Source organism: Pantoea sp. B623 (assembly GCF_024814475.1).
GTDB classification, from domain to species: domain Bacteria; phylum Pseudomonadota; class Gammaproteobacteria; order Enterobacterales; family Enterobacteriaceae; genus Pantoea; species Pantoea ananatis.
Genome location: NZ_JANUXM010000004.1, coordinates 272,755 through 298,211, shown reverse-complemented (window position 1 = coordinate 298,211; position 25,457 = coordinate 272,755). Strand labels below are relative to the sequence as shown.

The 25,457-nt window shown below is 57.2% G+C and carries 22 protein-coding genes; 15 read left to right on the top strand and 7 right to left on the bottom strand.

Annotation, left to right across the window (positions count from 1 at the left end):
* The first annotated feature begins 223 nt into the window (after nt 1–223).
* From NXS97_RS03220 to NXS97_RS03210, 3 genes are all read left to right on the top strand, one after another.
* Entirely contained in the window at nt 224–571 is a 348-nt protein-coding gene (locus NXS97_RS03220) for a helix-turn-helix domain-containing protein (RefSeq protein WP_013025716.1), read from the top strand.
* Nucleotides 572–667: 96 nt separating this feature from the next.
* On the top strand, nt 668–1,105 hold the full coding sequence (locus NXS97_RS03215) for a ribonuclease domain-containing protein (protein WP_014605886.1): 438 nt from the start codon (nt 668–670) through the stop codon (nt 1,103–1,105).
* Nucleotides 1,106–1,107: 2 nt separating this feature from the next.
* Complete coding sequence (locus tag NXS97_RS03210; protein ID WP_259231696.1) at nt 1,108–1,371, top strand: barstar family protein; 264 nt, start codon at nt 1,108–1,110, stop codon at nt 1,369–1,371.
* On the opposite strand, the gene NXS97_RS03205 is transcribed toward NXS97_RS03210, so the two are convergent.
* The 4 genes from NXS97_RS03205 to NXS97_RS03190 form a co-directional block, all read right to left on the bottom strand.
* A complete protein-coding gene (locus tag NXS97_RS03205) occupies nt 1,368–3,743 on the bottom strand; it encodes a virulence factor SrfC family protein (RefSeq protein ID WP_014605884.1) in 2,376 nt (791 codons plus the stop codon). The genes NXS97_RS03210 and NXS97_RS03205 overlap by 4 nt on opposite strands.
* Nucleotides 3,740–6,703, bottom strand: coding sequence for a virulence factor SrfB (locus tag NXS97_RS03200; protein ID WP_259231695.1), 2,964 nt, complete (start codon nt 6,701–6,703; stop codon nt 3,740–3,742). Before NXS97_RS03200 ends, NXS97_RS03205 begins: the two co-directional genes overlap by 4 nt.
* 2 nt (nt 6,704–6,705) lie before the next feature.
* Entirely contained in the window at nt 6,706–8,055 is a 1,350-nt protein-coding gene (locus NXS97_RS03195) for an SrfA family protein (RefSeq protein WP_116219716.1), read from the bottom strand.
* 162 nt (nt 8,056–8,217) lie between these two features.
* Entirely contained in the window at nt 8,218–9,393 is a 1,176-nt protein-coding gene (locus tag NXS97_RS03190) for a benzoate/H(+) symporter BenE family transporter (protein WP_105087539.1), read from the bottom strand.
* Nucleotides 9,394–9,485: 92 nt separating this feature from the next.
* Between NXS97_RS03190 and NXS97_RS03185 the strand changes: the two genes are divergently transcribed.
* Nucleotides 9,486–10,031 carry a helix-turn-helix domain-containing protein gene (locus NXS97_RS03185; RefSeq protein WP_014605881.1) on the top strand — a complete coding sequence of 182 codons (546 nt, stop codon included), beginning with the start codon at nt 9,486–9,488 and terminating at the stop codon, nt 10,029–10,031.
* A 152-nt stretch (nt 10,032–10,183) separates the two neighbouring features.
* The gene (locus NXS97_RS03180; protein WP_014605880.1) at nt 10,184–10,741 is read left to right on the top strand and encodes an isochorismatase family protein; all 558 of its coding nucleotides are present in this window, start codon (nt 10,184–10,186) and stop codon (nt 10,739–10,741) included.
* Nucleotides 10,742–10,981: 240 nt separating this feature from the next.
* On the opposite strand, the gene NXS97_RS03175 is transcribed toward NXS97_RS03180, so the two are convergent.
* Both NXS97_RS03175 and pqqU read right to left on the bottom strand, forming a co-directional pair.
* Entirely contained in the window at nt 10,982–11,170 is a 189-nt protein-coding gene (locus NXS97_RS03175; RefSeq protein ID WP_234033877.1) for a hypothetical protein, read from the bottom strand.
* Nucleotides 11,171–11,654: 484 nt separating this feature from the next.
* Complete coding sequence (gene pqqU / locus NXS97_RS03165; protein ID WP_259231693.1) at nt 11,655–13,781, bottom strand: TonB-dependent receptor PqqU; 2,127 nt, start codon at nt 13,779–13,781, stop codon at nt 11,655–11,657.
* Nucleotides 13,782–14,166: 385 nt separating this feature from the next.
* Here pqqU and NXS97_RS03160 point away from each other — a divergent pair, with 385 nt between their 5' ends.
* Both NXS97_RS03160 and NXS97_RS03155 read left to right on the top strand, forming a co-directional pair.
* Nucleotides 14,167–15,027, top strand: coding sequence for an NAD(P)-dependent oxidoreductase (locus tag NXS97_RS03160; protein ID WP_116219718.1), 861 nt, complete (start codon nt 14,167–14,169; stop codon nt 15,025–15,027).
* Nucleotides 15,024–15,806 carry a helix-turn-helix domain-containing protein gene (locus tag NXS97_RS03155; protein WP_104933367.1) on the top strand — a complete coding sequence of 261 codons (783 nt, stop codon included), beginning with the start codon at nt 15,024–15,026 and terminating at the stop codon, nt 15,804–15,806. Before NXS97_RS03160 ends, NXS97_RS03155 begins: the two co-directional genes overlap by 4 nt.
* Here the strand turns inward: NXS97_RS03155 and leuA are convergent.
* Nucleotides 15,727–17,442 carry a 2-isopropylmalate synthase gene (gene leuA, locus NXS97_RS03150; RefSeq protein ID WP_259231692.1) on the bottom strand — a complete coding sequence of 572 codons (1,716 nt, stop codon included), beginning with the start codon at nt 17,440–17,442 and terminating at the stop codon, nt 15,727–15,729. The two genes, NXS97_RS03155 and leuA, sit on opposite strands and share 80 nt — an antisense overlap.
* A gap of 186 nt (nt 17,443–17,628) precedes the next feature.
* Here leuA and NXS97_RS03145 point away from each other — a divergent pair, with 186 nt between their 5' ends.
* The 8 genes from NXS97_RS03145 to NXS97_RS03110 all read left to right on the top strand — a co-directional run bounded on the left by NXS97_RS03145 (nt 17,629) and on the right by NXS97_RS03110 (nt 24,971).
* Nucleotides 17,629–18,651 (top strand): dipeptidase, encoded by a 1,023-nt coding sequence (locus tag NXS97_RS03145; protein ID WP_014605875.1) that lies wholly within the window; start codon nt 17,629–17,631, stop codon nt 18,649–18,651.
* A 145-nt stretch (nt 18,652–18,796) separates the two neighbouring features.
* The gene (gene pqqA, locus NXS97_RS03140) at nt 18,797–18,868 is read left to right on the top strand and encodes a pyrroloquinoline quinone precursor peptide PqqA (protein WP_009090272.1); all 72 of its coding nucleotides are present in this window, start codon (nt 18,797–18,799) and stop codon (nt 18,866–18,868) included.
* A gap of 52 nt (nt 18,869–18,920) precedes the next feature.
* Nucleotides 18,921–19,838 (top strand): pyrroloquinoline quinone biosynthesis protein PqqB, encoded by a 918-nt coding sequence (gene pqqB, locus NXS97_RS03135; RefSeq protein ID WP_014593676.1) that lies wholly within the window; start codon nt 18,921–18,923, stop codon nt 19,836–19,838.
* A 3-nt stretch (nt 19,839–19,841) separates the two neighbouring features.
* A complete protein-coding gene (pqqC, locus tag NXS97_RS03130; protein WP_014605874.1) occupies nt 19,842–20,597 on the top strand; it encodes a pyrroloquinoline-quinone synthase PqqC in 756 nt (251 codons plus the stop codon).
* A 2-nt stretch (nt 20,598–20,599) separates the two neighbouring features.
* The gene (pqqD, locus tag NXS97_RS03125; RefSeq protein WP_013025733.1) at nt 20,600–20,878 is read left to right on the top strand and encodes a pyrroloquinoline quinone biosynthesis peptide chaperone PqqD; all 279 of its coding nucleotides are present in this window, start codon (nt 20,600–20,602) and stop codon (nt 20,876–20,878) included.
* Complete coding sequence (gene pqqE, locus NXS97_RS03120; protein ID WP_041455895.1) at nt 20,865–22,007, top strand: pyrroloquinoline quinone biosynthesis protein PqqE; 1,143 nt, start codon at nt 20,865–20,867, stop codon at nt 22,005–22,007. The genes pqqD and pqqE overlap by 14 nt, the downstream gene beginning before the upstream one ends.
* Nucleotides 22,007–24,268 (top strand): pyrroloquinoline quinone biosynthesis protein PqqF, encoded by a 2,262-nt coding sequence (pqqF, locus tag NXS97_RS03115; RefSeq protein ID WP_116219721.1) that lies wholly within the window; start codon nt 22,007–22,009, stop codon nt 24,266–24,268. The genes pqqE and pqqF overlap by 1 nt, the downstream gene beginning before the upstream one ends.
* A 118-nt stretch (nt 24,269–24,386) precedes the next feature.
* Nucleotides 24,387–24,971 carry a YceI family protein gene (locus tag NXS97_RS03110; RefSeq protein ID WP_014605872.1) on the top strand — a complete coding sequence of 195 codons (585 nt, stop codon included), beginning with the start codon at nt 24,387–24,389 and terminating at the stop codon, nt 24,969–24,971.
* The last annotated feature ends 486 nt before the right edge of the window (nt 24,972–25,457 follow it).

The following is a 25,457-nucleotide window of genomic DNA, read 5'->3' as shown; positions in this document are numbered from 1 at the left end:
GAGTGTAGGCTTGTGCGACTAAGAACTGCAAGAATTACTGATACACTTTATGTGCGGTTTTCAACGCCGCGATCGGTGCATGACAGCAGCCAAAAATAAGCCCCATAAAAAGTGCGGCATTTAATGTATTAATTAAACTTGCATTAAATGGCATTGTCAGCCACGCTTTAAGTGTAACTGCAACTGATACTAATACTGTTCGCGCCGCGACGGGAGAATAAACATGATGAGTAACGCTTTTATTCACGACCTGATTAGCTGGATCGATAACAATATCGAAGCACGTCTCGATCTCGATACCGTTTCTGAGCGCGCTGGCTATTCAAAATGGCACCTGCAACGGATGTTTAAAGAGCACACCGGCTATCCACTGGGTGAATACATTCGCATGAAGAAGTTGAAAAAATCGGCCGACCGTTTGACCAGCACCAACGAGCCTATCCTGAATGTAGCGATATCGCTGGGATTTGACTCGCAACAGTCTTTTAACCGCAGCTTTAAGCGTCAGTACGGTGTAGCCCCGGGTGCATGGCGCCGTCACACTGTGCCTTCGCAGTCAGCCATGCAGTAAAAGCAGTATCCCGCCAGGGCCAGGCAATCTGGCCCGCGCTTTTTTATCGCCCGCTAAAGCTGTTATCATCTGCATCCTGTTTAAAGGGATGCCATCATGTCAAAAAAACTGTGGGTTGGACTGGTTCTGATCCTTGTTCTCTGTTGGGTGGGGTTAAGACCTTATCTGACGTCTGCACCAGCCAAAACGTCGGCCTCGGATATCGCTGCCTTAACGGATGTGCGAACGGTCGCCCGTTGGGTGCTGCAGCATCAGCAATTGCCCGATTACTACATTACCAAAAAGCAGGCGCGTCGCCTTGGCTGGAATCCAGCGAAAGGGGACTTGTGTGAGGTGTTGCCGGGGCGGGCCATCGGCGGCGATCGCTTTTCCAACCGGGAACGAAAATTGCCTGAACGCGCCGATCGCCAGTGGTTCGAGGCGGATGTGAACTACCGCTGCGGCCACCGTGAGGCTGACAGGCTGGTCTACTCCTCTGATGGTCTGGTTTTCCTCTCGACCGACCACTATCGCACCTTTAAGCCGGTTCAGTAACCATGCTGACCTTAAGCTTTGATCTGCGCCAGCTCATCGATCGCGAGGCTTTCTATCATGCGTTTGCGGCGCAGAGCGATTGTCCTGCCGGATTTGGCAATAATCTGGATGCGCTATGGGACTGGCTGACCGGAGGAATGGCGTTGCCCGCCACGATTCATCTGCTGCATGCAGAACGGTGCAATGAGGAACTGGCCCCCGTAGTGGCGTTGCTGGAAGAGGCGGCGCAGTCGCTGGCGGTCGAGCTGCGCCTGATTTACGGTTAGTGGCGCAGTGGCTTAAGCAGGGCTGTAAGTGACTCTCGCGCTGCAACCGGCAGGTCGCCCCCACCGGTATAGCCATTGTTTTCGATAATCACGGTGTTAAGCCCCACCAGCCAGTCGTAAATATAGTAGGCCGTATGGTTTGCTGGCGCGGCGGAAAGCTTCGTCAGGCGCTGTCCTGCACTGAAATTAACGCTGGGTGCCGGCGGGCGCGAGAAAACAGGCTGCCCGCGATTGACCCGGCTGCCAGGACGTTCCGATTCCGGACGCTGCAGGAAGCCCAGCCAGGCCACAAAATCCCCCAGCACCGTCATCGCGCGCGTGACCTGACGGTCAGCACGTGATTCATGCGTCATGCTCTGCGCATCGGGTTCATGCAGCGCCTGCTGCAGGGACTGCAGAATACCGGTACGAAAGCTGGCCGTGATCAACTCTTCGATCAACCACTCCATCGTGGCTTTATCAATATTCAGTAAAGCCAGCAGGCTCTGATTTTCCGGTAGCTGACGCAGGTGGTTAAGCCACAGGCTAAACACCTGACGCGGGAACTGTGCCGAGCCCTGACCGAAGCTGGTCTGCTTCGGGGCGGGCTGTTCAACTTCGTTATCGCTGAACAAATCAAATTCAAAGCCAATACCAAACTGATTTTCCGGGGCCTGAATGCTGGACGTCGCCGCCGGAACGGATGAGGTGGACTGGTTGAGCCAGAGCTGACGCAGGGCCTCGCGGGAGGGCTGTAAGCGCTCAAGCAGTTCGCCATGTAAACCGGTGCGGTGTTGTAAACACTTCAGCAGTGTATCGGCGATGCTTTGCTTGCGTGCCGCCTGGTCGGGCGATGCACCCGCTTCCGTCCAGGGCTGAAGCCGACGCTCGACAACGGTGTGCTGAATTTGTGCCAGTTGTGCGATCAGCATATCGCGACGGGCTTCAGGCTGCATTTCTTCCTGTAGCCAGTCAGACATCCGGTCCACGCCTGCGCGATCCAGTGCCAGCATGGAACCCCATTGCTGACCCGGCTGCCCCACCTGACGCTGCACTGCCTCGTCGACGTTGATCTGCTGATGCCGCGCATCGTAAGGGGTAATAGCCCAAATAAGACGGGGTTTCTCGCCCGCCTCATTGACTGGCTGGTGACGCTGCCATTCCCGTAACGCCTGACTGGCGACGTCAACATCCTGACGCTGGCTGGCGGCGGTGCAGATTAACAGCAAATCGATACTCTGGCGGGCGGCATAAATGCCCGGTATCAGTGTACGTTTGTGCTCCAGCAGGCGTGCGCGTAGTGCATCCTGCTGCTGCAGGCGCTGGCGCTCTTCACGCAGGGCCGGATCGCTGGGCGTACCCGGTGCGGGCAGCTCCAGCATGTCTGCGTCATCATAGAGCGCGGTGCGCGGGGTGGAGCTAAGGGGAATAGTGACCTCAAGCGTGAGCAGGGCAAGTAATCCCAACGCCACGTTCTGCGGTTTACCCAGACGGTTACCGTTTAACGGGCAAACCTCGATTGGCAGCGACTGATCCTGCTCGCTGGCGGGAACAATCAGCTGCTCCGCGGGCAACAGGGCGTTATCCGTCAGCAGGCTAAGCGGAGCCAGTACCCGGGTGCTGTTACGAAGCTGATGGCGCAGATGCAGTAAACTCCGCACCAGCTCATTCAGGGCGGGCTCGGCTGGCCACAGCAGTGAAAACAGCTGCACGCGGTCGTCAACGCTCAGCCAGGGTGCCAGTTCAACAGCCTGTGGCCAGAAGTGGCGATCAAGCTGTGCATCATACAGGTGATGACGGCGGCACCAGGACCAGAGCGTGACCAGCGCGTCGCTCTCCAGACCCGGCAGCGGCGTGGTTAAGCGATGGCGTTGCAGGCGTTGCAACACGCTGTCAATTTTTGCGGTGTCGGGCTGGGTGACACCGCCACCACAGGAGATGGCCAGGCGCAGCACGTCGGCCTCGCTTAGCAGCGTCAGCTCAACGGGCCACTCTGAAGAGAGGGGTTCCCGCTGGTGGGTAAAACGCGTTGCGGTGGCGAAGTCGAGATTGCCGGGATTCACATTCTGAAAATAATTCACCGGTTTATCACTTAACGCGGTGATCAACTGGCCCTGTGCATCGGCCACCATTTCCGTCAACAGCCAGGCTTTACCCGCCTGGGACTGGCCAAACAGCGCCAGCGTCACCGGGCGCGCAACCTGCTGCGCCAGGGCCTGGGCCTGTACACGAGCCTGCCTTAGCTGCAGGGTCAGGGTTTCGGCTTCCAGAGCCAGGCGGGGCGACTGCTCGCGGGTATTCTCAATCCAGGCCAGGCTGCCGTTCAGGGCGTCCTGCAATAAACTCAGGCGTTTTGCCAGCGTCTGCGGCTGGCGGGGTTTTACCGATCTCATCGTTTACACACACTCCCGCTGTCAATCCAGTATTGCGCATTGGCATTGCCCGTGGCGGAGAGAGTATTGAGTTTGAGGCTCAGATGTTCAAGCGGAACACGCGTGCCATCATCCAGTTTAGCCTCGCTTAACACCAGATTTTCAGGGCCGGGCGCACCCGGACCGGCCTTCACGGCGAGCTTGACGCGCAGGACACTTTCCCCCGCAACCTTACGCGCCAGCGCCGCATCATTGAGCGTCAGGCTGTAGAGGGGCGAGGCAGGCCAGCGCTCATTATCTAACTGGCGGAATCCCAGGCACACGTTGCCGCGAATACGAAAGCTGGTTTTGCGATCCAGCGAAAACTGCTGATCGTCGAGGTCGATTTCGCTGTAGCACAGGTTTTCGTCCGTCAGCGCCTGATTTTCGTCCAGCATACCGAGATAACGAATGGTTGAATAAGGCTCAAAGTCGCCTGCACGGAACCAAAAGCTGCTCAGGCGCAAATCCAGCGCCAGCAGGCACAGCATTGCGCCGACCGCGGCGGTCGATTTGGGGTTATCAATGCGACCATGTTTATTAAACGGATACCAGTCGCTGGTGTGATAGCCCTCAAGCGATAAAATACGGCTGCCCGGCAGCGGCTGCAGATGACGTACCAGCGCCTGAATGCCGGGGAAGCGCGAAGGACGTCCGGTCAGCAACAGGACGTCACACTGGTAGAGTGACACCACTTCACACATAGAGCGCAGCGCCGGAATGATCGCCATGCGATGCTGCATAAACTCACCGTGCAACTGAGCCATGCTGACCACCAGCGGCACCTCAAGCAGATCAAAACGGCTGTTGCCGCCGAGTTCACGCTGAATTTCACCGTTAACAAACGCCAGCACCGCATCGGCAGGGCGCTGATCGACCAGTTCACCGAACAGCGCATTGATCTCGGCGTGGCTTTCCAGCGGATCCCAGTTTTCGTAGCGCTCCAGCACCGCCTGAGCCAGCGGGATAAACAGCTGCAGCGTCGCCTGCTGGCGTAACGTGGCCTGTCCGTCCATGCGGCTGTCGTGACCAAACAGCTTGTTGATCAGCGGCTCCGCCAGTGTCAGCCCGGCTTTTTGCAGGCTCTGTTGCAGAGCGGGTAAAATCCACAGTTGGATCACGTCCAGCAGAATATCGTCACCGGCGACTTTGAAGCCTTCACGGAACAGCAGGCGCGGGGTGATTTTGACGTTATTACCCTGGCCGTCGTCAAGACGATACTGGGTAATCGCTAAATCGGTGGTGCCGCCGCCTATATCAATAGAGGCAATACGCAGGCTCTTGCCCGGCAGTTCATCCGCCTCACGCGGGCGGTCGGGACGTGCCATGCTGCTAAAGAAATCTTCTGCCCGTCCGGCAAAGTTCACCTGCGTCTCATTAAACAGCCACACCATCTGGCCACAGGTGGCTTCGTCCCATTCCATCTGCACATCCGGGACGGGCTTGCTGCTCTGGGCCTGGCTCTGCTCGGTAAAATCCTCATCGGCCGGGTGCCAGCCCTCGGCTTTCCACACCAGCGCGATGGCTTCCTGCATGCGGCGGCGGAAGATCTCCCGTTCAGGTTTTGGCATGGCGGACGGCAGGGTCAAAATAACGTGGCGCAGCTGACGCGGGGCATGGCTTTGCGGCATACGTTGGCGCTGTGCCGCACTGTTCATTTGCATTAGCGCCTGAGCCAGCAACTCACACAACATAAAGGTCATCAGCGAACTGCGGCTGTAGTGGGCGGAGAACACCGGTAAGCGTTCATCCACGGGCAGGGCGTACAGCGGCTGACCTTCATCATTCATTAACGAGGTAAACGGCGCGGCGCAGGCCTGAGGTTCCCCCTGCGGGCTCTGCTGATTAAAGCGCCAGCCCGGCTGATAGCGTGCTTCATCCCACAGGTAACGGCGTGGACTGGACAGGCCGGTACTGCCTTCCAGACCGGCGCGTTGCAGGGCCAGGCGACTGGCTTCACGCCCGACGCGGGTTAACGAGGGCCACATAAAAGCCTGCTCGCGGCCGCTTTCCAGTGAAAAATTGGCTTTACCAAAACGCGCTTCGGCAAATTCCAGCCGGCTGTCGAACAGTTCGTTATACACCCGATGCGGCTGAGACAGGTCGCGCATTTGCAGTTCATAGGTCTGCTTCAGGCCGTTGCTCTCTTCCGGATGGTCTTCCACCAGAATGCCGCAGGTGTGGGAATTCCCTACGTCGAGAATAATATCGACGTTGACCGCCGGGGTTTTCAGCGTGGCGGCCTGAATGTGGATCTCGGTCAGGTTAAGCTGCTCGCCCAGTAATTCCAGCAGGTTAAGGTAATGCGCCTGATATTCAAACTCGCGCAGTGCCTGGCTGATGGCCTGCTCCCGGCGATCGGCTACGCGGTCGGTGAAGGACTCACGCAACCAGCCATCAACCCAGGTATGGTCAAGGAATTCGCCCAGCTCGTAGTTATGCCAGGCCAGCGCAAAGGTCACGCCGTTCTGCGCATCGGAAGGCGTGAGTCCGAGTTGCTCGCCGCCGTCTTCATCAGCGACGCAGCGGGTATCGAAAGCCAGCGTGACGCGGTGCGTATTGCCGGTGCTGTCGGGTTTATCCAGGGCCACCAGACGCATGCGCGCCCAGTTTTCAGGGCCGCCAATAAAGCGGCGGCCCGATGCGCAACGCAGCATCGGCAGGGGCAACCAGCAGGCTTCCAGCAGCGTCAGCGAGTCTGACAGGGCGATGTCGGTTTCAGGACGAACCACTTCAGGCGCGCCACCGTCCTGTGGGTAAAGTAAAAATTTGCCGCTGTTGCCGTCCACGTTCAGTCGCAGCAAGGGGCCGTTTGCCGTCTGGCGCACAAACTGGCGTCGCGCCTGGGGCGCGGAAAGCTGCAGACCAAAATCCAGGAACTGCACGCCGCTGTTCTCAATCAGAGAAATTTTCTGCTTATCATCGATCAGGGGAGCCAACATAGTTACTTACTCTCACGCTTAATCGTAATGGGATACACACGATCCGCACTGTACTGCGCTTCACAGACGGCCGCGCCAATGCTGGAATGACACACTAACAATGGCATACGGTAACGGGATTTGTCCGCGCACCGGGCAGTAAAGCGGCTCTCAATCACCAGGTTTCCTGCGCTGGTCATCGCGGCCGTCACGTCGGCCTTACAGGTGGTATTGCCCTGACTGATCTGCACGCTGCCTTTCCCTTTATTGAACTGGAAACGCATCACCGGCGGTTTACCGGTCGGGGTTTTGATCTGTGCAATATCCACACGCCAGCGGCCATCAATGACCTGTACCTGTCCATCGCGCACGGCATCCGGCGTCACCACCAGATCGTCGGGTTTGGCGGGCACAGCAGGCACCACCACATTTGAAAGGGTTGATGAGGGCGCGGGCGCAGCGGAAGTCGGTGCAGCCGCAGTTGATGCATTTGCGACCACCGCCGCCGGTTTCTGTGGCAGCGTGGCAGACAGTTTTTCAGCAGACGCGACGACCGCCGGTGGCTTAGTGGCGGTAACCGGCGCGGGAGCCGGCGTGTTTTGCGCGACCGGTTGCGTGACCGTCACCGGTTCTGACTGAGGCAGATGCAAGATCACAGCGGCAGCTGCTGCCGCGGCAACCGCCAGGGTTGGAAGTAAATACCACAGGCGGAAAGGCCGACGACGCGCTGTCGCCGTGGGCGTAGGTTCTGGGGCCTGAACCGCGCTTTCCTGGACCGGCGGCGTCACGATCTCCGGCTCCGGTGCGACAACAGGTTCGGGTTCAGAGGCGGCAGCGATCGTCACCGGTTCGGGCGGTGGTTCAACCAGCACGGTTGGCAGCGACTCTTCAAGACTGTCTCGCAGGCAGGCCAGCGCATCGTCGCGATTCCGCTCCTGCGCGTCAACAAACCCCCAAAAGGTTATGACGGGTTTGCCGTTGACCAGATAAACATATTGCTGATTGGGAAACTGCAAGCTTTTGCCTAACAGCGCGCCGAACAGGCGCATTGCCGGATTGGCCGCACCGCTGGCGCTGGCGCTGATGGCTTGCAGATCCTGCTGACAGGCTGTGAGATGTTGTAAAGCCTGGCGGCGTTCATAATCGCTGGCGCCCATCCAGGACTTAACCTTGCCCGGGAAGGGCGAGTACCAGTCAAGCCGGTCGCCACGTTCGTTCGTTTGTGGAATCGCCAGGCAATTTGCCAGCGCGCTCTGACGGCGCAAACGCAGGGTTTCACGGATTTGCAGGGCGGACGCATATACAGGCTGGCCGTTCTCGCCCAAAGCCAGAACCGCATCCAGATTGCCGCTGCGCAGAAAAGTTTTTGCCACCTGTTAAGCCCTTATCGGTCGTTGTCTGAGGCAGAAGATCGCGTGTTATCGTCGATTACGGTGATTTTACGTGGGACAATGGCAAATCAAACCGCTGAAAAAGGGGATAAATGCGTGGTTTTTTGACCCGCTGGCGGGAAAATAACCAATGCCCAGATGATGTTACGCTGTTTTACGCTTTAATAACAGATGTGCAACCACACCGCCGACCAGGCCCCAGAACGCCGCGCCGATGCCGCAGAGCGTTACCCCGGATGCGGTGATCAAAAAGGCTATCAGGGCGCTGTCCCGCTCCTCGGGCTGCTCAAGCGCCCGTTGCAGACTGCCGCCGAGCGTGGCAAGCAGTGCCAGCCCCGCCAGCACCTGCACCATTACCGCAGGCAGTGCGCTGAACAACACGGCAATTAACGCGCCGGAAAAGCCAGCCAGCAGATAAAAAAAACCGGCCAGCGCGGCAGCTATCCAGCGGCGACGGGGATCGACATCCACATCTTCTCCCATGCAAATGGCCGCCGTAATCGCCGCCACACAAACCGAAAACCCGCCAAACGGTGACAAGACCAGGGCCAGCAGTCCTGTCCAGCTCATCAACGCGGAGACCGGGGGACGGTAGCCATGGGCGTGCAATGTGGCGATGCCAGGTGCATTTTGTGACGCCATGGTCACCAGAAAATAGGGAAGGCCAACACCGATGAGTACAGGCCATGAAAAGGTCGGCCAGACAGGGCCGGGAAGGCTAAAACTCGCCGCATGCGCGGGAAAATGAAGGCTGTTTTGCCCGTATGCGACAGCCAGGCCTGCCAGCAGCGCGATCAGAATGGCGTAGCGAGCCAACCACCGGCGTGCCAGCAGCCAAACACAGCACATTGCGCCCGCCAGGGTAAAATTTACCGCTAAATCGCTAAACGTCTGCAGGCCAAAGCGCAGTAAAATCCCGGCCAGCATGGCGGCGGCCAGCGAGGCAGGGATGTAGTTCATTAGTCGGGCAAACAGGCCCGTCACCCCGCACAACACAATCAGGGCATTGGCAAAAACAAATACGCCGACGGCTTCGTGTATTGATGCGCCCTGAAGGCTGGTGGCGAGTAATGCCGCGCCCGGCGTGGACCAGGCGGCTAAGATCGGCATCCGGTACGCCAGAGAGAGCCCCGCTGAAGCAATGCCCATCGCCAGGCCAATGACGGAAAGCCAGCCGGCAATTTGCGCGGATGAGGCGCCCGCGGACAGGGCAACCTGATAGATAATCGCACCGGTACTGCTGTAGCCGACTAATACCGCCACCAGGCCGGAAACGGCAATGGGCAGGGTAACGGGAAAGGGTGCGCGGCGTGCTGACATGGTGTAACCCTCTTGTGCGTTATAGCGCACATCCTCGCACAGGGCGTTATAACGCACAAGTGTTACACTGAAGCGGTAAAGCAGGAGATAACATGGAAAATTTGCATCAATATCTTGGCGATGGGCTAAAACAATTGCGCCAGGCCAATGGCTGGAGCCTGAGCTTAACCGCAGAAAAAACGGGCGTCAGTAAGGCGATGCTGGGCCAGATTGAACGCGGCGAGTCCAGCCCCACGGTCGCGACCTTGTGGAAAATAGCGACCGGCTTCAACGTTCCGTTCTCATTTTTTGTTCATTCCGGGACACATTCCGCAGGCGAGGTGACCTGTTACCGGCAGCAGAATGCGCAGATGGCGGTTACGCCGCTGCTGCCTTACGACGCCCGGTTGCGTTTTGATTTACTGGCGGTTGAGCTGGCAGCGGGTGCGCAGAGCGACTCCACTGCCCATGAGAAAGGGGTGATTGAGCAGGTGGTGGTACTGGAAGGGGAACTGTTGTTAGGCGTGGAAGAGACCTGGCGACGGCTTAAACAGGGCGAAGCCTTTCAGTTCCGGGCCGACGTCGCTCACAGCTATCGTAATCCCCTTGACCGCCGCCTGCGGTTTCACAGCCTGATCCACTATCTGGGTCGAACCTGAGCTTACAAATTGAAACCAGCCGCGTCTGTTCAGGCCCGACCGGCATTTGTATACTTCGTTTCCCTTGTATGGCGCGCTTTGCAGGCTGTATCAACGCCCGCCGTCTGCGCCATACTGACGCTTTATCTGTTACCGATTTGTGAGGAATGACTATGGCTATAACCACACTTGATGCGAAAACCGCTCTGATCGTCATCGATCTGCAAGAGGGGATTGTCGCGCTGCCAGTTGTGCACGAGCCACAGCCGGTGATTGAACGCTGCGCGCGGCTTGCCAGCGCCTTCCGTGAAAAGGATCTGCCCGTCGTGCTCGTCAACGTGGCAGGCGGTGCGCCTGGTCGCAATGAACAGCCGCGTCACGAAGGCGAGCTGCCTGCAAACTGGGCGACCCTGGTGCCCGCCATGACACCGCAGCATAACGATCTGACCATCACCAAAAAAACCTGGGGCGCGTTTCATGACACCGCGCTGCATGATGAACTGCAAAAGCGTGGCATTACCCAGGTGGTCATTTGCGGCATTGCAACCAGTATTGGCGTGGAATCGACGGCGCGTGAGGCGTACGCATCAGGTTACAACGTCACGCTTGCAGTGGATGCGATGACCGATCTCAATAGTGATACGCACGAAAACAGCATCAAGCGCGTCTTTCCCCGCCTTGGTGAAACGGGCAGCTATAATGATGTGATTGCCAAACTGAACGCGCTGTAAACCCTGTCAGGCAGGCCTGGGATTGAGCAGCATCACGCCCAGTCCCTGGAAATCGTTCAGGTTACGCGTGACCTGAATGACATCGTGCTGTAGCGCCGTTGCCGCAATCAGCGCATCGGTTGCGGAACGTCAGTCGGGCAGGTGCAGCATGGCGCACCGGCCTGCGAACAGGCCATCAATCGGCAACCTTCGCTGGCGACCCGCCTCAAGCTCCTGCGTCTGATACTCGTGGTGCAAACGTTATGCCTGCTCCCCATTCAGCCCTTCAAGACGCAAAATACCTGTCTCTGTTTCCAGCCGCGTCAGCGCTGAAATGAACGTGCTGTCAAGGTCAATAGCATTAGCCCATGCCAGGACATTGGGATCAATACGCGGCGTGCCTGCCTTACGCAACCCAGAAAGGATCGGGTTATCCGGCAGATAACGCATCAGAAGCCGGCATCTCGTCCGGTGATGACAGGCCGTTCAGGTTCGAAATCGACATCTGCCGTTTCAGGCATTGCCAGCGTCATGGCCAGTTTTTTTTACCGCCTGTTAACCTCGGATATGCCTCAACCGTTAACAGGACATGCGCGGGTTTATCGTGATCGGTGATGTACACTGGACCTTCCTCCGCCTCTTTTTTCGCATTGGTAACATCCTGATTAAAGGCACGACTGAAACAGATTTTACTGCTCAACGTGCGTGCTCCTTATGATGTCGTTACGTTACTGCATGGATTTTAGGATCGTGGACTTTGTTTGAGCGAGTTTTGAACAAAAATTCGAGTGCTTTCGCAAATAGGTATTCTGGAGGCCGACGTTGACGGCGAAAGAGGGTAATGCGTCAGGGGATTGTGCCAGGCGCGATGAGAATAACCTGAGAGGTCGCCACGCTGCGCCGCCGCGTTGTGCTCAGGCGGCGGCCATGTTCACTAATGGAAAGCGTAACTGACCGTCAGGCCCACGCTGTAGTTGCGCCCCGGAGCCGGTTCAAAGTAGCGACCGTTGCTTTCATTGACGATCACCGAGCCAACGTAGTTGCGGTCAAACAGGTTATCCACCCGACCAAACAAATCCAGCGTCCAGGCATCGACAAGCCACTTATAGCCGCTGTTGACCGAGGTGATGGCATAGGAAGGCGCACGGACAGCATTGCTGTCATCCGCTGCGATGTTGCTCATATAACGCCATTCCGCTCCGGCATAAAAGCCTTCTTCAGGCGCATAAGCCAGCCCGGTATACAGCATATTGCGCGCAATGCCCGGAATACGGTTGCCGTCGCAGCTGGCGTTGCCGCAGGCATTACTGCGGTAGCGCGCATCCAGCAGCGTATAGGCCATTTTCAGTCGCCAGTCGTAGTTAACCTGCTGATCGAACGCCAGTTCGAGGCCACGCCGACGGGTTTCTCCGGCATTTTTGTAAGTGGTGCGTCCGCCGCTGCTGCTGTCGACAACAATTTCATCCTGAGTATCGGTCTGGAAAACGGCAGCGCTGAGCAGGCCATTGCCCAGACGTTTTTTGCTGCCTAACTCAACCGTGTCGCTGGTCGCGGGTTTCAGCCCCAGATTCAGGCCGGACTGATCGTCTGAACGATAGGACAGCTCATTAATCGTCGGGGTTTCAAATCCACGGCCGGCAGATAAATAGGCATTCCAGCTGTCGTCAAACGCATACTTCAGCGCGGCGGCGGGCAGCCATTTGTGATAACGGGCATCGCCACTGTCATCGCCGTTGCCTGGCGTGATGTAAAAGTCGTTGGAGTCAAAACTGACCGTACTGAAACGGACGCCTGCATCCAGCGACCATTTTTGACTGAGCTGCCAGGTGGTCTGCAAATAGGGATCAAGATTCCACATCAGGTTACGTTCGTTGCGCCGCATATTTCCCTGCTCACCGAACTGCGTCACGCCGTTGGCCGTAGTGAAATTCTCAAAACCTTTGCGCTGTTCGCTCATGGTTTCGTAATCCAGCCCGGCAGTCAGCGTGACCGGAACCGAAAACAGATCATCACGGTGTGTCCAGCGGGTATCAATGCCCTGATAGTGGCGGGTCAACGCGATCACGCCGCCGGGATGCGATGGGCTTCGCTGCACGTTGGCAGGAATGGACTGGAACTGCGTCGTTTCACGCATCCCGGCATACATCATCACGCTCAGGTCGTCGTTTTCGCTCATCCTACGCTGATAGTGCAGGCCGCCCTGGGTTTGATCGACGGTTTTGCGGGTGTTGTAAAGTGAGACATTACTGACAACCTGACGGGGATTCGCGCGCCACTGGTCAGGCGTCAACCCACCCGGGTCCTGCGCGTCGATATGTACGCTATTAAACAGTAAGGTCAGGGTGCTGACGTCATCAATGCGTACGCCCAGCTTTGCGTTACCCAGATTTTTTTGCGCGGCGCTGTGGTCGCGATAACCGTGAGTGGTAAAGCGCGAGGCGGAAAGCGTGTAATTAACATCGCCGGCTTTTGTGCCGTCGCCGGTGGCGCCGCTGACTTTCACGCTGTTGCGCCAGCTACCGTATCTGCCAAACCAACTGCCTGCTTCAACCGTGGGGGGCTGCTGACCGGTCTGAGTGGTAACGTTAATGACGCCGCCGGAGGCATTGCCATACAGCGCAGAAAACGGCCCACGCAGCACCTCCACCCGATCGACCGAACCGATATCAATATTGGACGTTTGTCCCTGACCATCCGGCATGGTGGCCGGAATGCCATCGACATAAATGCGCAGGCCACGGACCCCGTAAGTCGAACGGGAACCAAAGCCGCGCACGGACAACTGCAGGTCCTGTGCATAATTTTGTCTGTTTTGGATCTGCAACCCCGGTACGCTGGTCAGGTTTTCTGACAGGTTAACGCGCGGGGCGGCCTGACGCATATCGTCGCCGTTTACCACGCTCACGGCGGCAGGCGTATCAAGTTCATTAAGGCCTTTTTCTGGCGGCGCGGCGCTGACAACAAGGGTATTACCGCCATCTGCCGCAAACAGCGGCAGTGGAAAGAGTGCAGGCAGCACTAATAACGGCAGGCTTGCCTGGCGTGATCGCTTAATATTCATCGGTATTTGGCCTGAAAGCGTGGATCCCTGGGTATATGTCGCCTGCCAGAGTGACGAAAACAACGGTGGCTATCGGCAGGTCGCGAAAATGGTGGTACTAAATGAACCAACTGGAACAATCGCGACACATGTTACTGGTTTTGTCAGAGGTTTGGAAAGCGTAAATGATTGGCCGGTTTATGTGATCGCATCGTCGCCAACTTTGTTATTCTCTGACCGGCTCGCCCCCGCGAAGAGGCCTGTCGGGCCACGGTGTCTTCATGGCCCGTTACGCGCGGGTCACGGCGTGCCGACGGGACGCGCCGGGTAACAGATGCTACATTTGAGCCTGCGCCGTCAGGTAATCAGAAGACGGATACCCATAATCAGAACGAAGGAAATCAGCATGAAACAACCTGATGTTGCAGTACTGGGATTAGGGGCGATGGGGCATGCCTTTGCCGCTAATTTACTGAAAAAGGGGTTCAGGGTGTACGGCTGGAACCGCACCCGTGCGCGGGGGGAAGATTTGATTGCGGCGGGGCTGACGTTAACCGATTCCGCAGCGGAAGCCGTTCAGAAGGCGGACGTGGTAATTGCCATGTTGTCCGACGGCGAGACCACAGAGCAGGTCCTGCACGAGGCGAAAGCGGCGCTGAAACAGGGCGCAACGCTTTGCCAGATGGGCACGATCGGCGTTGAAAAAACGGATGCGCTGATCACTTTCTTTGCTCAGGCTCGTCCCGATGTGGTGTTTATCGACGCGCCGGTTTCCGGCACCAAGGCGCCCGCAGAGAACGCCCAGATTCTGGTGATGGCCAGTGGCGATCGGTCCCGTGCTCAGGCCGCAGAGGCCGTCTTCGACGCGATAGGTAAAGGAACGCAGTGGCTGGGTGAGGCGGGCAAGAGCTCGCGCATGAAGCTGGTCATCAACAGCTGGCTGATTGGTCTGATGCAGAGCCTGGCCGAAAGTACCCGGCTTGCCGACCAGTTTGGTTTCTCAACCGACGATCTGTGGCAGGTGCTGGACGGTGGCCCGCTGGCGGCGCCTTATGCCAAAATGAAGCTGGGCATGATGGCCAGCGATGATTATACCCCGCAGATGAATCTGCAATGGGCGCTTAAAGACGCGAAGCTGGCACTGGACGCCTCAGACAGTTCATTGCCCGCGCTGGAAAATATCGCCAGCGTCTGGCAGCAGGCCGTGGAAGCCGGTCATGGTGAAGAGGACTTAGCCGTGATCTATAAATATCTTAAGTCGCAATGAGTTCAAGGGTCAGTTTTGATTTCAGCACGCGCCCGCTGGTGCCGCTGGCGCACGACTATTCGCATGGTGCGACAGAACCCTGGCACCATCACAGCTGCGCGCAGCTTATTCATACGCTGAGCGGCGTCGTGCGCGTGGAAACAGAACAGGGCAGCTGGACCGTACCGCCAAGTCGTGGCGTCTGGCTGCCCGCTTTTACCCGTCATCGCTTGTACATTACCGGCGCAGTCGCCGCACGCACGCTGTTTATCGATCCCCTTGCCAGGGCCGATCTTCCCGCCAGCTGCCAGGTCGTGCAGATTTCAGCGCTGCTGCGCGAGCTGATCATCCACGCCATCGATTTGCCCGTGTCCTATGCGCCAGCCAGCCGTAGCGAGCGGATTTATGAATTGATTCTGGATGAAATTCGCGGCATGGATGCGCTGCCTTATGCGTTGCCCCTGCCTCAGAGCCCACGTTTACGGGCGCTGTGCATGCAGATTCAGGCCGATCTGGCGGGCGACTGGTCTCTGGCGGCGGCCAGCACCAGGCTCAACCTGTCTGGCCGGACGCTGGCTCGCCATTTCGTGCGTGAAACCGGCCTGCAGTTCAGTGACTGGGTCCGGCGGGCGCGCGTGGCTGTTGCCCTGACGCGTCTGGCGCAGGGCGACAGCGTATTGCGCGTGGCTTTGGATCTGGGCTATGAAAGCCCGAGTGCCTTTAGCGCCATGTTTCGCCGTCTGCTGGGTGTATCGCCAACGGACTATTTTCCTGCGGCAGAAAGTGGCTTGCCGCGTTAAGCAACGCCTGCAGTGCGGCGCGCGACGTATCATTGTCGATGCTGACGCCCCAGTGGCGTTCGCCCTGAAGGTTGATGCAGCTGACATAGGCAACTGAGCGGCTGTCGCTACGTTTTCCCAGCGTATGCTCATGATAATCTTCAATGGTCAGCGCCAGGTCGAGGGATTGACGGAGTGACGTCACAGCGGCAGAAAGCAGGCCATTACCGCGGCCTGTCAGACGCAGAGTGCGGCCCTGATGATGGACGTGGGCACGCAGTTGCGTCTGCTCGCCCGACTCGCTTTGACTGTGCGCTTCCATCAGGCGCAGAGCGGGATGCTCAATCTGATAGTGACGGCAGAAAAGCTGCCAGACAGCGTGCTGCGTCATTTCTTTACCGTGCAGATCGCTCTCCTGCTGAACGCAACGGCTGAAATCCTGCTGCAGAGGGCGGGGAAGTTGCAGGCCATGATTTTGCTCCAGCAACCAGGCGGCGCCGCTTTTACCCGACTGGCTGTTTACCCGAATTACAGCTTCGTAACTGCAGCCGATATCGGCAGGATCGAGCGGCAAATAGGGGATCTGCCACTGCGTTTCCTTATGCTGGCGGCGGTAAGCGAATCCCTTCTTGATCGCATCCTGATGCGAGCCGGAAAAAGCGGTAAATACCAGCTCACCGGCATAGGGATGACGGGGATGAACCGGCAGTTTATTGCAGTCGGTCACCACCTCAATAACCCGCGCCATATCACTAAAGTCCAGTCCCGGCGCAATGCCCTGGGTATAAAGATTTAACGCCAACGTCACCAAATCAACGTTACCTGTACGTTCACCATTGCCAAACAGGCAGCCTTCAATCCGATCCGCGCCTGCCAGCAGGGCCAGTTCCGCGCAGGCGACGCCCGTTCCTCTGTCGTTATGAGGATGAACGCTGATACATACCGCGTCGCGTCGGCTAAAGTGACGGCAGAAAAACTCTATCTGATCGGCATAGACGTTGGGCGTATTTACTTCAACAGTGGCGGGCAGGTTGATGATCATGGGACGTTCCGGGCTGGGTTGCCAGACCTCTGCTACCGCCTCACATATCTCCAGCGCGAAGGCCGGCTCTGTAAAACAGAAGGTTTCGGGTGAATATTCAAAGCTCCACTGTGTGTCAGGCGCGGCCTCACATGCAGCACGAATCTGTCTTGCGCTCGTGGTCGCCAGCGCCACGATCTGTGTTTTACTCTGATTAAACACGCGTTCGCGAAATAAGGGGGCGGTGGCATTATACAAATGCACAATGGCGCGCGGTGCGCCCTCCAGTGCGCAGAATGTTCTGTCAATCAGGTCGTGACGTGCTGGCGTTAACACCTGCAACGTCACGTCATCAGGAATGCGCTTTTGTTCGATAAGATCCCGCACAAAGTCAAAATCCGTTTGCGAGGCAGAAGGAAAGGCGGCTTCAATCTCTTTAACGCCGCAGTCCAGTAATAATTGCCAGAACTGCAGTTTCTGCGCACGATTCATCGGTTCTGCCAGGGCCTGATTGCCATCCCGCAGGTCGGTAGACAGCCAGCGCGGCGCGCGGGTGATCTGCTGTGAAGGCCACTGGCGAGAGGCCAGATCAACGGACGGGAACGGACGATATTTCTCAGCCGGATGCATCAACATAGTCATCTCCTTGTAGGTGTTAATCCAGTGTGGCGTGGCGTTACGCCCGCCGCGCGCGGAAAACTGACAACCTGAAGCGCAAAAGTGACAATTTTGTTGACGCCTTGTGGCGCTGAGTGCGCAGGCGTTTGCTGAAGGGGAAAGAGAGCGGTAGCATAACCTGATGCTTCTCAAGGTGGTTTCCCTATGCTGGTTTTCGACGGGCACAACGATCTGTTACTCAATCTGTGGCTGTACCATCGCGATGCGCCCGCAGAGGCTTTCTATGCGGGCGTGCCAAAAGGTCACCTCGACTTTCCTCGTATGCAGCAGGGCGGTTTTGCCGGTGGGCTGTTTGCTGTTTTTGTGCCGCCGCAGGACTATCTCGCTCAGGTCGCCCCGGCTCGCGCCGCGCAAGAACCCTATGATCCGCTGACAATCATGTGGCAGCAGCTGGCGATACTGCAGCAGATCGCTGCGCAGTCAGCGGGCCGTGCCAGGCTATGCCACAGCGCTGCAGAGATTGAAGCCTGCCGTGCTGAGGGCGTGCTGGCGCTGGTGGCGCATATTGAAGGGGCCGACGCGCTGGATGCGGAGGGCGAAACGCTAAACGCCTTCTACCAGGCAGGTGTTCGCTCTATCGGCCCATTCTGGAATCTGAAAAATCGCTTCGGCGAAGGGGTTAACGGCAGTTTTCCAGGTTCGCCGGATACGGGGCCAGGCCTGACGGCAGAAGGGGAAGCGCTTATCAGGCAGGCCGCTGCCTTAAACATGATGATTGATGTGTCGCATATGAATGAAAAAGCCTTCTGGGATACGGTCCGGCTTTCCGATGCGCCGCTGGTGGCCAGCCACTCTAATGCTCACGTTTTATGTGCTCAGCCGCGCAACCTGACCGATAACCAGCTTAAGGCGATCCATGCCAGCGGTGGGCTGGTTGGCATAAACTTTGGCAATGCGTTCCTTCGTGCTGATGGAAAACGCGACAGCGATACCGATCTGACAGAAATCGTCAAACATTGCGATCACTTAATTAACATAATGGGCGAAGATCACGTGGCATTCGGTTCAGACTTTGACGGGATCTCGCCGCCTGAGGCGTTAGGTGACGTCAGCGGTCTGCCGCGATTGCTCGCCGTTTTTCGCGACTCGGGCTATGATCAACGCATGCTGGAAAAATTAACGTGGGGAAACTGGCTGCGGGTTTTGCAACACACCGGACTGCACTAACACGTTTTCTTACGGGCTTTTCATTGATTTCACCTGGCCGTCTGCGTGAAAATAGTGTGACAAGGTTCGCATTTTAACCCCTGTCACAATGCTGTCTTGCAGTCATTTATTTGTCTGTTTATCTCAATCTATAAGGAAGAAAGTTATGTGGAAAAAACCAACGTTTGTTGACCTGCGCCTCGGTCTGGAAGTGACGCTGTACATCTCCAACCGCTAATCACTTGCCCGCCGTCTGTGCGGGCATTTTGTTTCAACACCTGGTTCCTTTCATGTTTATTAAAGTCCTTGGATCGGCTGCAGGCGGTGGATTCCCTCAGTGGAATTGCAACTGCCCCAACTGTGATGGTGTGCGTAACGGGACTCTGCAGGCCAGCCCGCGTACCCAGTCCTCCATCATCATCAGTGATAACGGTGAAGACTGGGTTCTCTGCAATGCCTCACCTGACATCAGCCAGCAAATACTGCACACGCCTGAATTAGTGAAAAAGGGCGTTCTGCGCGGGACCGCGATCGGCGGCATTATTCTTACCGACAGTCAGATTGACCACACCACCGGGCTGCTCAGCCTGCGTGAGGGCTGCCCGCATCAGGTGTGGTGTACACCCGAAGTGCATGACGATCTGACGACCGGTTTCCCGGTGTTTACCATGCTGAAACACTGGAATGGCGGACTTCAACACCGGCCCATTCGTCCGTTAACGCCGTTTAACGTGGATGTGTGTCCGGATCTCCAGTTTACCGCTATCCCGATCCTCAGCAATGCACCGCCGTATTCCCCTTACCGTGACCGTCCGTTACCGGGCCACAACGTCGCGCTGTTTATTGAAAACCGCGCCAACGGCCAGACGCTCCTGTATGCCCCGGGGCTTGGGGAGCCGGATGCGGTGATCCTGCCCTGGCTTGAGCAGGCCGACTGCCTGCTGATTGATGGTACGGTATGGCAGGATGATGAATTACTGACCGCGGGCGTGGGTAAAAATACCGGCAAGGCCATGGGCCACCTGGCGCTGGCCGAAGAGCAGGGGCTGATGGCACTGCTCGCCCGTCTGCCAGCAAAACGAAAGATTTTAATCCATATTAACAACACGAATCCCGTTCTCAACGAACAGTCACCTCAGCGGCAGTACCTGACACAACAGGGCATTGAGGTGAGTCACGACGGGATGGCGATACATCTTCAGGACTAAACGATGCTGATTACGGAAACCCTGTCGCCGCAGGCCTTTGAACAGGCGCTGCGTGATAAAGGCGCCTACTACCATATTCATCACCCGTACCATATTGCGATGCATAAAGGTCAGGCCACGCCTGAGCAGATTCAGGGATGGGTGGCGAATCGCTTTTACTACCAGACCAGCATTCCGCTGAAAGACGCGGCGATCATGGCCAACTGCCCCGATCCGGCAACCCGACGTAAATGGGTACAACGCATCCTGGATCATGATGGTAGCCAGGGCGAAGATGGCGGCATTGAGGCCTGGTTACGCCTGGGCGAAGCGGTGGGCTTAAGCCGGGATGAACTGGTCTCGGAGCAGCATGTCCTGCCGGGTGTCCGGTTTGCGGTTGATGCCTATGTCAGTTTTGCCCGTCGCGCGAACTGGCAGGAAGCGGCCTGCAGCTCGCTGACCGAGCTGTTTGCGCCTCAGATTCATCAGTCGCGGCTCGACAGCTGGCCGCAGCACTATCCGTGGATCAAAGAAGAAGGTTACTTCTATTTCCGTAGCCGCCTGAGTCAGGCCAACCGCGACGTGGAGCACGGCCTGGCGCTGGCGCTGGCGTTTTGCGACACCGCCGAAAAACAGAACCGCATGCTGGAGATCCTGCAGTTCAAGCTGGACATTCTGTGGACAATGCTGGATGCCATGACCATGGCTTACGAACTTCAACGCCCGCCTTATCATAGCGTGACGGATAAAGCGGCCTGGCACACAACCCGACTGGTATAACGATGAACGAACACACAATTGCCGCCTTTCGCCGGGGCTACCGTATGCAATGGGAAGCGGCACAGGACAGCCACGTCGTGCTTTACCCGGAAGGCATGGCGAAACTCAATGAAACCGCCGCCGCCATTCTGGAGCTGGTTGACGGCAAGCAGGATATCGCCGCGATCATTGCCATTCTGGATGCGCGTTTCCCCGAGGCCGGCGGTGTGGGCGAGGATGTCAAAGAATTCCTGCAGTCAGCCTATGAACAGAAGTGGATACAGTTCCGTGAACCAGCATAAACCCGGCGTCAATCCGCCCCTGTGGCTGCTGGCCGAGCTGACGTACCGCTGTCCGCTCCAGTGCCCGTACTGCTCAAATCCACTGGATTTTGCCCAGCAGGAAAAAGAGCTGAGCACTGAACAGTGGATCGACGTCTTTCGCCAGGCACGCGCCATGGGCAGCGTTCAGCTCGGCTTTTCCGGCGGGGAGCCGTTAACGCGCAAAGACCTGCCCGACCTGATCAAAGCGGCACGTGACTTAGGTTTTTATACCAACCTGATTACCTCCGGGATTGGCCTGACGGAGAAAAAGCTTGAGGCTTTCAGCGACGCGGGACTGGATCATATTCAGATCAGTTTCCAGGCCAGTGATGGAACCCTTAACGCGGCGCTGGCCGGCTCTAAGAAGGCGTTTCAGCAGAAGCTGGAGATGGCGCGCGCGGTCAAAGCCCACGGCTATCCCATGGTGCTGAACTTCGTGCTGCATCGTCACAATATCGATCAGATCGATAAGATTATCGACCTGTGCATCGAGCTTGAAGCCGATGATGTGGAGCTGGCGACCTGTCAGTTTTACGGCTGGGCGCAGTTAAACCGTGAGGGATTGCTGCCTACCCGTGAGCAGATCGCCCGGGCCGAAGGCATCGTGAATCAGTACCGTGCGCGCATGAGCGACAGCGGTAGCCTCACCAATCTGCTGTTCGTGACGCCTGACTATTATGAAGAACGTCCCAAGCCCTGCATGGGCGGTTGGGGCGCGATCTTCCTGAGCGTCACGCCCGATGGCACCGCGCTTCCGTGCCACAGCGCACGCCAGCTGCCGGTGGCTTTTCCCTCTGTGCTTGAACAGAGCCTGGAGGATATCTGGTACCACTCGTTTGGCTTCAACCGCTATCGCGGCTATGACTGGATGCCGGAACCCTGTCGCTCCTGTGACGAAAAAGAGAAAGATTTTGGCGGCTGTCGCTGTCAGGCCTTTATGCTTACCGGCGATGCAGACAATGCCGATCCGGTTTGCAGCAAATCGCCGCACCATGGCAAAATCCTTGATGCCCGCCGTGAAGCCGACTGCAGCGACATTAAAATTGGTCAGCTTCAGTTCCGCAATCGCAGCAATTCTCAGCTGATCTATAAAACGCGGATTCTGTAATGCATTCACGCTGCCTGCAACTCAATGGACTGAACGTAACGCTGTGCCACCAGCCGGACGCCACCCAGGCGGCGGCGCTGGTCAAAGTGGCGGCAGGCAGCCATGACGAGCCAGAGCGCTGGCCTGGACTCGCGCATTTGCTGGAGCACCTGCTTTTTACCGGCAGTCAGCGCTGGCCGCATGATGGGCGGCTGATGAGTTGGGTTCAGGCGAACGGCGGACAGGTGAATGCTACCACCCAGGCACGCGAAAGCGCCTGGTTTTTTGAGGTCACCCCCGACAACTTCAGTGAAGGCCTGTTGCGCCTGCAGGATATGCTGAGTGCGCCGAGCCTGACCCGCGAGGCCATCAGCCAGGAAATCGCGGTGATTGATGCAGAGTACCGCCTGCTGCAGCGCCATGCTGCGGCCCGCGCGGAAGCCGCCATGTTTACGCCAGTGACGTCTCCGGCGCAGTTTAAACGCTTTCATGTAGGGAACAGGATGTCGTTCGGTGACAACGTCACTGATTTGCAGGCGGCGCTTCGGGCTTTTCATCAGCGCTTCTTTCACTCAGACAACCTGACGCTGTGGCTGCAGGGCCCACAGTCGCTGGAACAGCTCACCGCGTTGGCGAAGGCGTTTGCCGCTGCGTTTCAGCCACGCAACAGTGCCAGGCGGCCCGATGCCCCGGTAACGCTTTCGCCCAACAGGGCGCTGGCGTTACAGCAGGAAGGGCCATCAGTACTCTGGCAAAGCTGGATTTTACCCGCGCAATTTCGTGACGGCGTCACTTTACTGCGCGAGTTTTTGCTTGATGATGCCCCAGGCGGGCTGCTGGAAACGCTGTATGCACGCACGCGCGCCAGCCAGCCTGACGTGAAATGGCTTTATCAGTCGGACGCGGACATGTGGGTGGCGGTCACGTTCGTCACGGAGGATCCGTCCGCTGTTCCGCCCCTGATCGCGTCCTTTCTTGAGGCGCTGCGCCATACCACGCCGGTGCAGCGGCAGCACTACTGGCAGCTGGCGCAGCAGCGCCTGGCCGCACAGTCGCCCCTGCAGCAACTTCAGGCGCGCGCGCTGGGCTTTGCGGCCGTGGGCGACTGTCCCGACCTGGACGCCTTACTGAACGAAATGCACGCCGCCACGGCGACCACGCTGATGTGCGCCGCCGAGGTTAAAGGTGAAACGCACAGGGTTCAGGGTTATGACCTGTCACTGACAGCCTGGCAAAAGCCCGTGATGAATTGCCCGCCCGTCAGGTGGACATTTTACCCGCAGCCGAATCTCTTGCCGCTGCGTGCAGAGCCGACCGGTCAGGCCGTGTTACCCCATATCACACCGGATGAGACGCAGGGCACGCTGGTGCTGCGTCCTGAACTTTATACAACATGGGCAGCCGGCGCGGCCTGCGAGCCTGAGTTACGCCCCGTGTTTGCGGTGCTGCGGCATTTTTCCGGCAGCGGAGAGTGGCGTGAGGTGCAGGGCGTCTGGCAACTCACCCTGCGCCTCCCGTCAGACAAGACGCTGCTCAGTGCGGCACTGGGGCAGCTTGTGCAATGCCTGATGCAGACACACAGCGTATCCACGCCGGTGATACCGGGCATTGCGATACGCGAACTGCTGCGCCAGCTGCCGCTCCGGCTGGCGACGTCACTCAATCCGCAATGCTGGCGTGCCGTCCTGCTCGGGGGCAATGCCGAACAGCATCGGCTCGTGTCCCGGCAGTTGAGTGTGCTGACGGTGAATTCACCTACGCGCCCTGAGTACCGCTGCGTAGGCGGTGAAACCTGTATTCCCCATCCCAGCGATGACAGTGCCGTTCTGCTGTTTATTCCCCTGGGCGACCCGCAGCAGCTGGCCGCACTTCGCGCGCTGGCGCTGATCTGTGAGCCGCGCTTTTATCAGCGCTACCGGGTAGAACAGCCGATCGGCTACGTCGTCAGTTGCCGCTACCATCGCAGTACGGATAGCGATGGTCTTCTCTTTGCGCTTCAGTCACCGGATTGTCCGGCATCGACCCTGATCCAATACTGCGAAGACTTTCTGCGTGACATAGCGATCTACATTGCCCAGCAGGCAATCGATCCGCTCAAAACGCCGCTTTTGCAGGTGAAAGAAGATGCACGTGAAGTGGCGTTACGCCAGGCGAATGGGTTGCCAAACCTGGAGGCGGAGAAGATAGCCGCACTCACTGAGGGAGAGGTGAAGCAGTTACAGCAGCATTTACTGACCGATCGGCACCGCTGGCAGATCCTGTATGCTAAAGGTAAGAATTAGAATAATCACACACTGATATTGCTGAATAATTTTGATTGTTTACGCCAAATCTGTTCACTTTTACTTCCTGCTTATATGGCTCAGACTCAAGGTGATGTCATAAAATAAGGAAGTAAAAGTGAAGAATGTAAAACGTTTCACGCTGCCACTGCTCGCAGCTGCTGCACTGTATGTTCCGGTTTCTCAGGCTGAAGCCATGCATTATCAACTCGACCCGCAACATACCTCTGTTGTGGTAAGTTGGGAGCACTTCGGCTTCTCCCATCCCACTGCTGACATTCCAGACACGACAGGTTCTCTGGTTTTTGACAGCAGCAAGCCTGAGCAGTCGCGCGTTGACGTCACGTTACCGGTTAGCAAAATCGACAGCCATGTTCCTGCCCTGACCAAGGAATTCAAAGGCGCGGAGTATTTCGACGTGGCGAGGTATCCCAGTGCAACCTTCCGCAGCACCAAAGTTATTGCCAAAGGCGATAACAAATTTGATGTTGAAGGGAACCTCACTCTGAAAGGCATTACCAAACCTGTGACGCTGCATGCCACGCTGAATAAGCAGGGTGAGCATCCGATGGTCAAGAAGCAGGCGATTGGTTTTGACGCCACCGGTACCATTAAGCGTTCTGACTTCAAACTGGACAAATATGTCCCAGCAGTCAGTGATGACGTGACACTGACTATTTCTACGGAAGCGTACGCCAAGTAAATTCCGTTTACTTTTCCGGCCCGGCACCCAGGTGTCGGGCTTTTTTTTGCAGCAGATTACGCCGCCGGCCAGGCTAAGCGCCATTCGTCGTCCTTCCACTCACCCCTCGGCATCCTTTCGCCCTGCGACAGTACAAGCAAAAAAATGCATCTCATCATGGTGTTCCTGCGGATTCACCACGCCATCATCTGTTTCGGAAATAACAGATCGCCTGCCGAACCTAAAAAAATGAGGTCAGAATCACAAATTCACATCGAGATTTTATTGGCAACGGCGTGATGCCGTATTGACAGAAAAGTTATTCCGATCCCTGTATTTAACCTGTTGTTTTATAACGTGAAGCTAATCGTCTTTCCTGAATCAGTAAATGTGATTTGTTTCACATAAATAAGCTGGTTCAAGGGGCTGTCAATATATTGCCTGCATAAATTCCTCTCGTTTTTGTGATCTCACTTGCAAATACCAAGCTGATATCCCGAAACAATA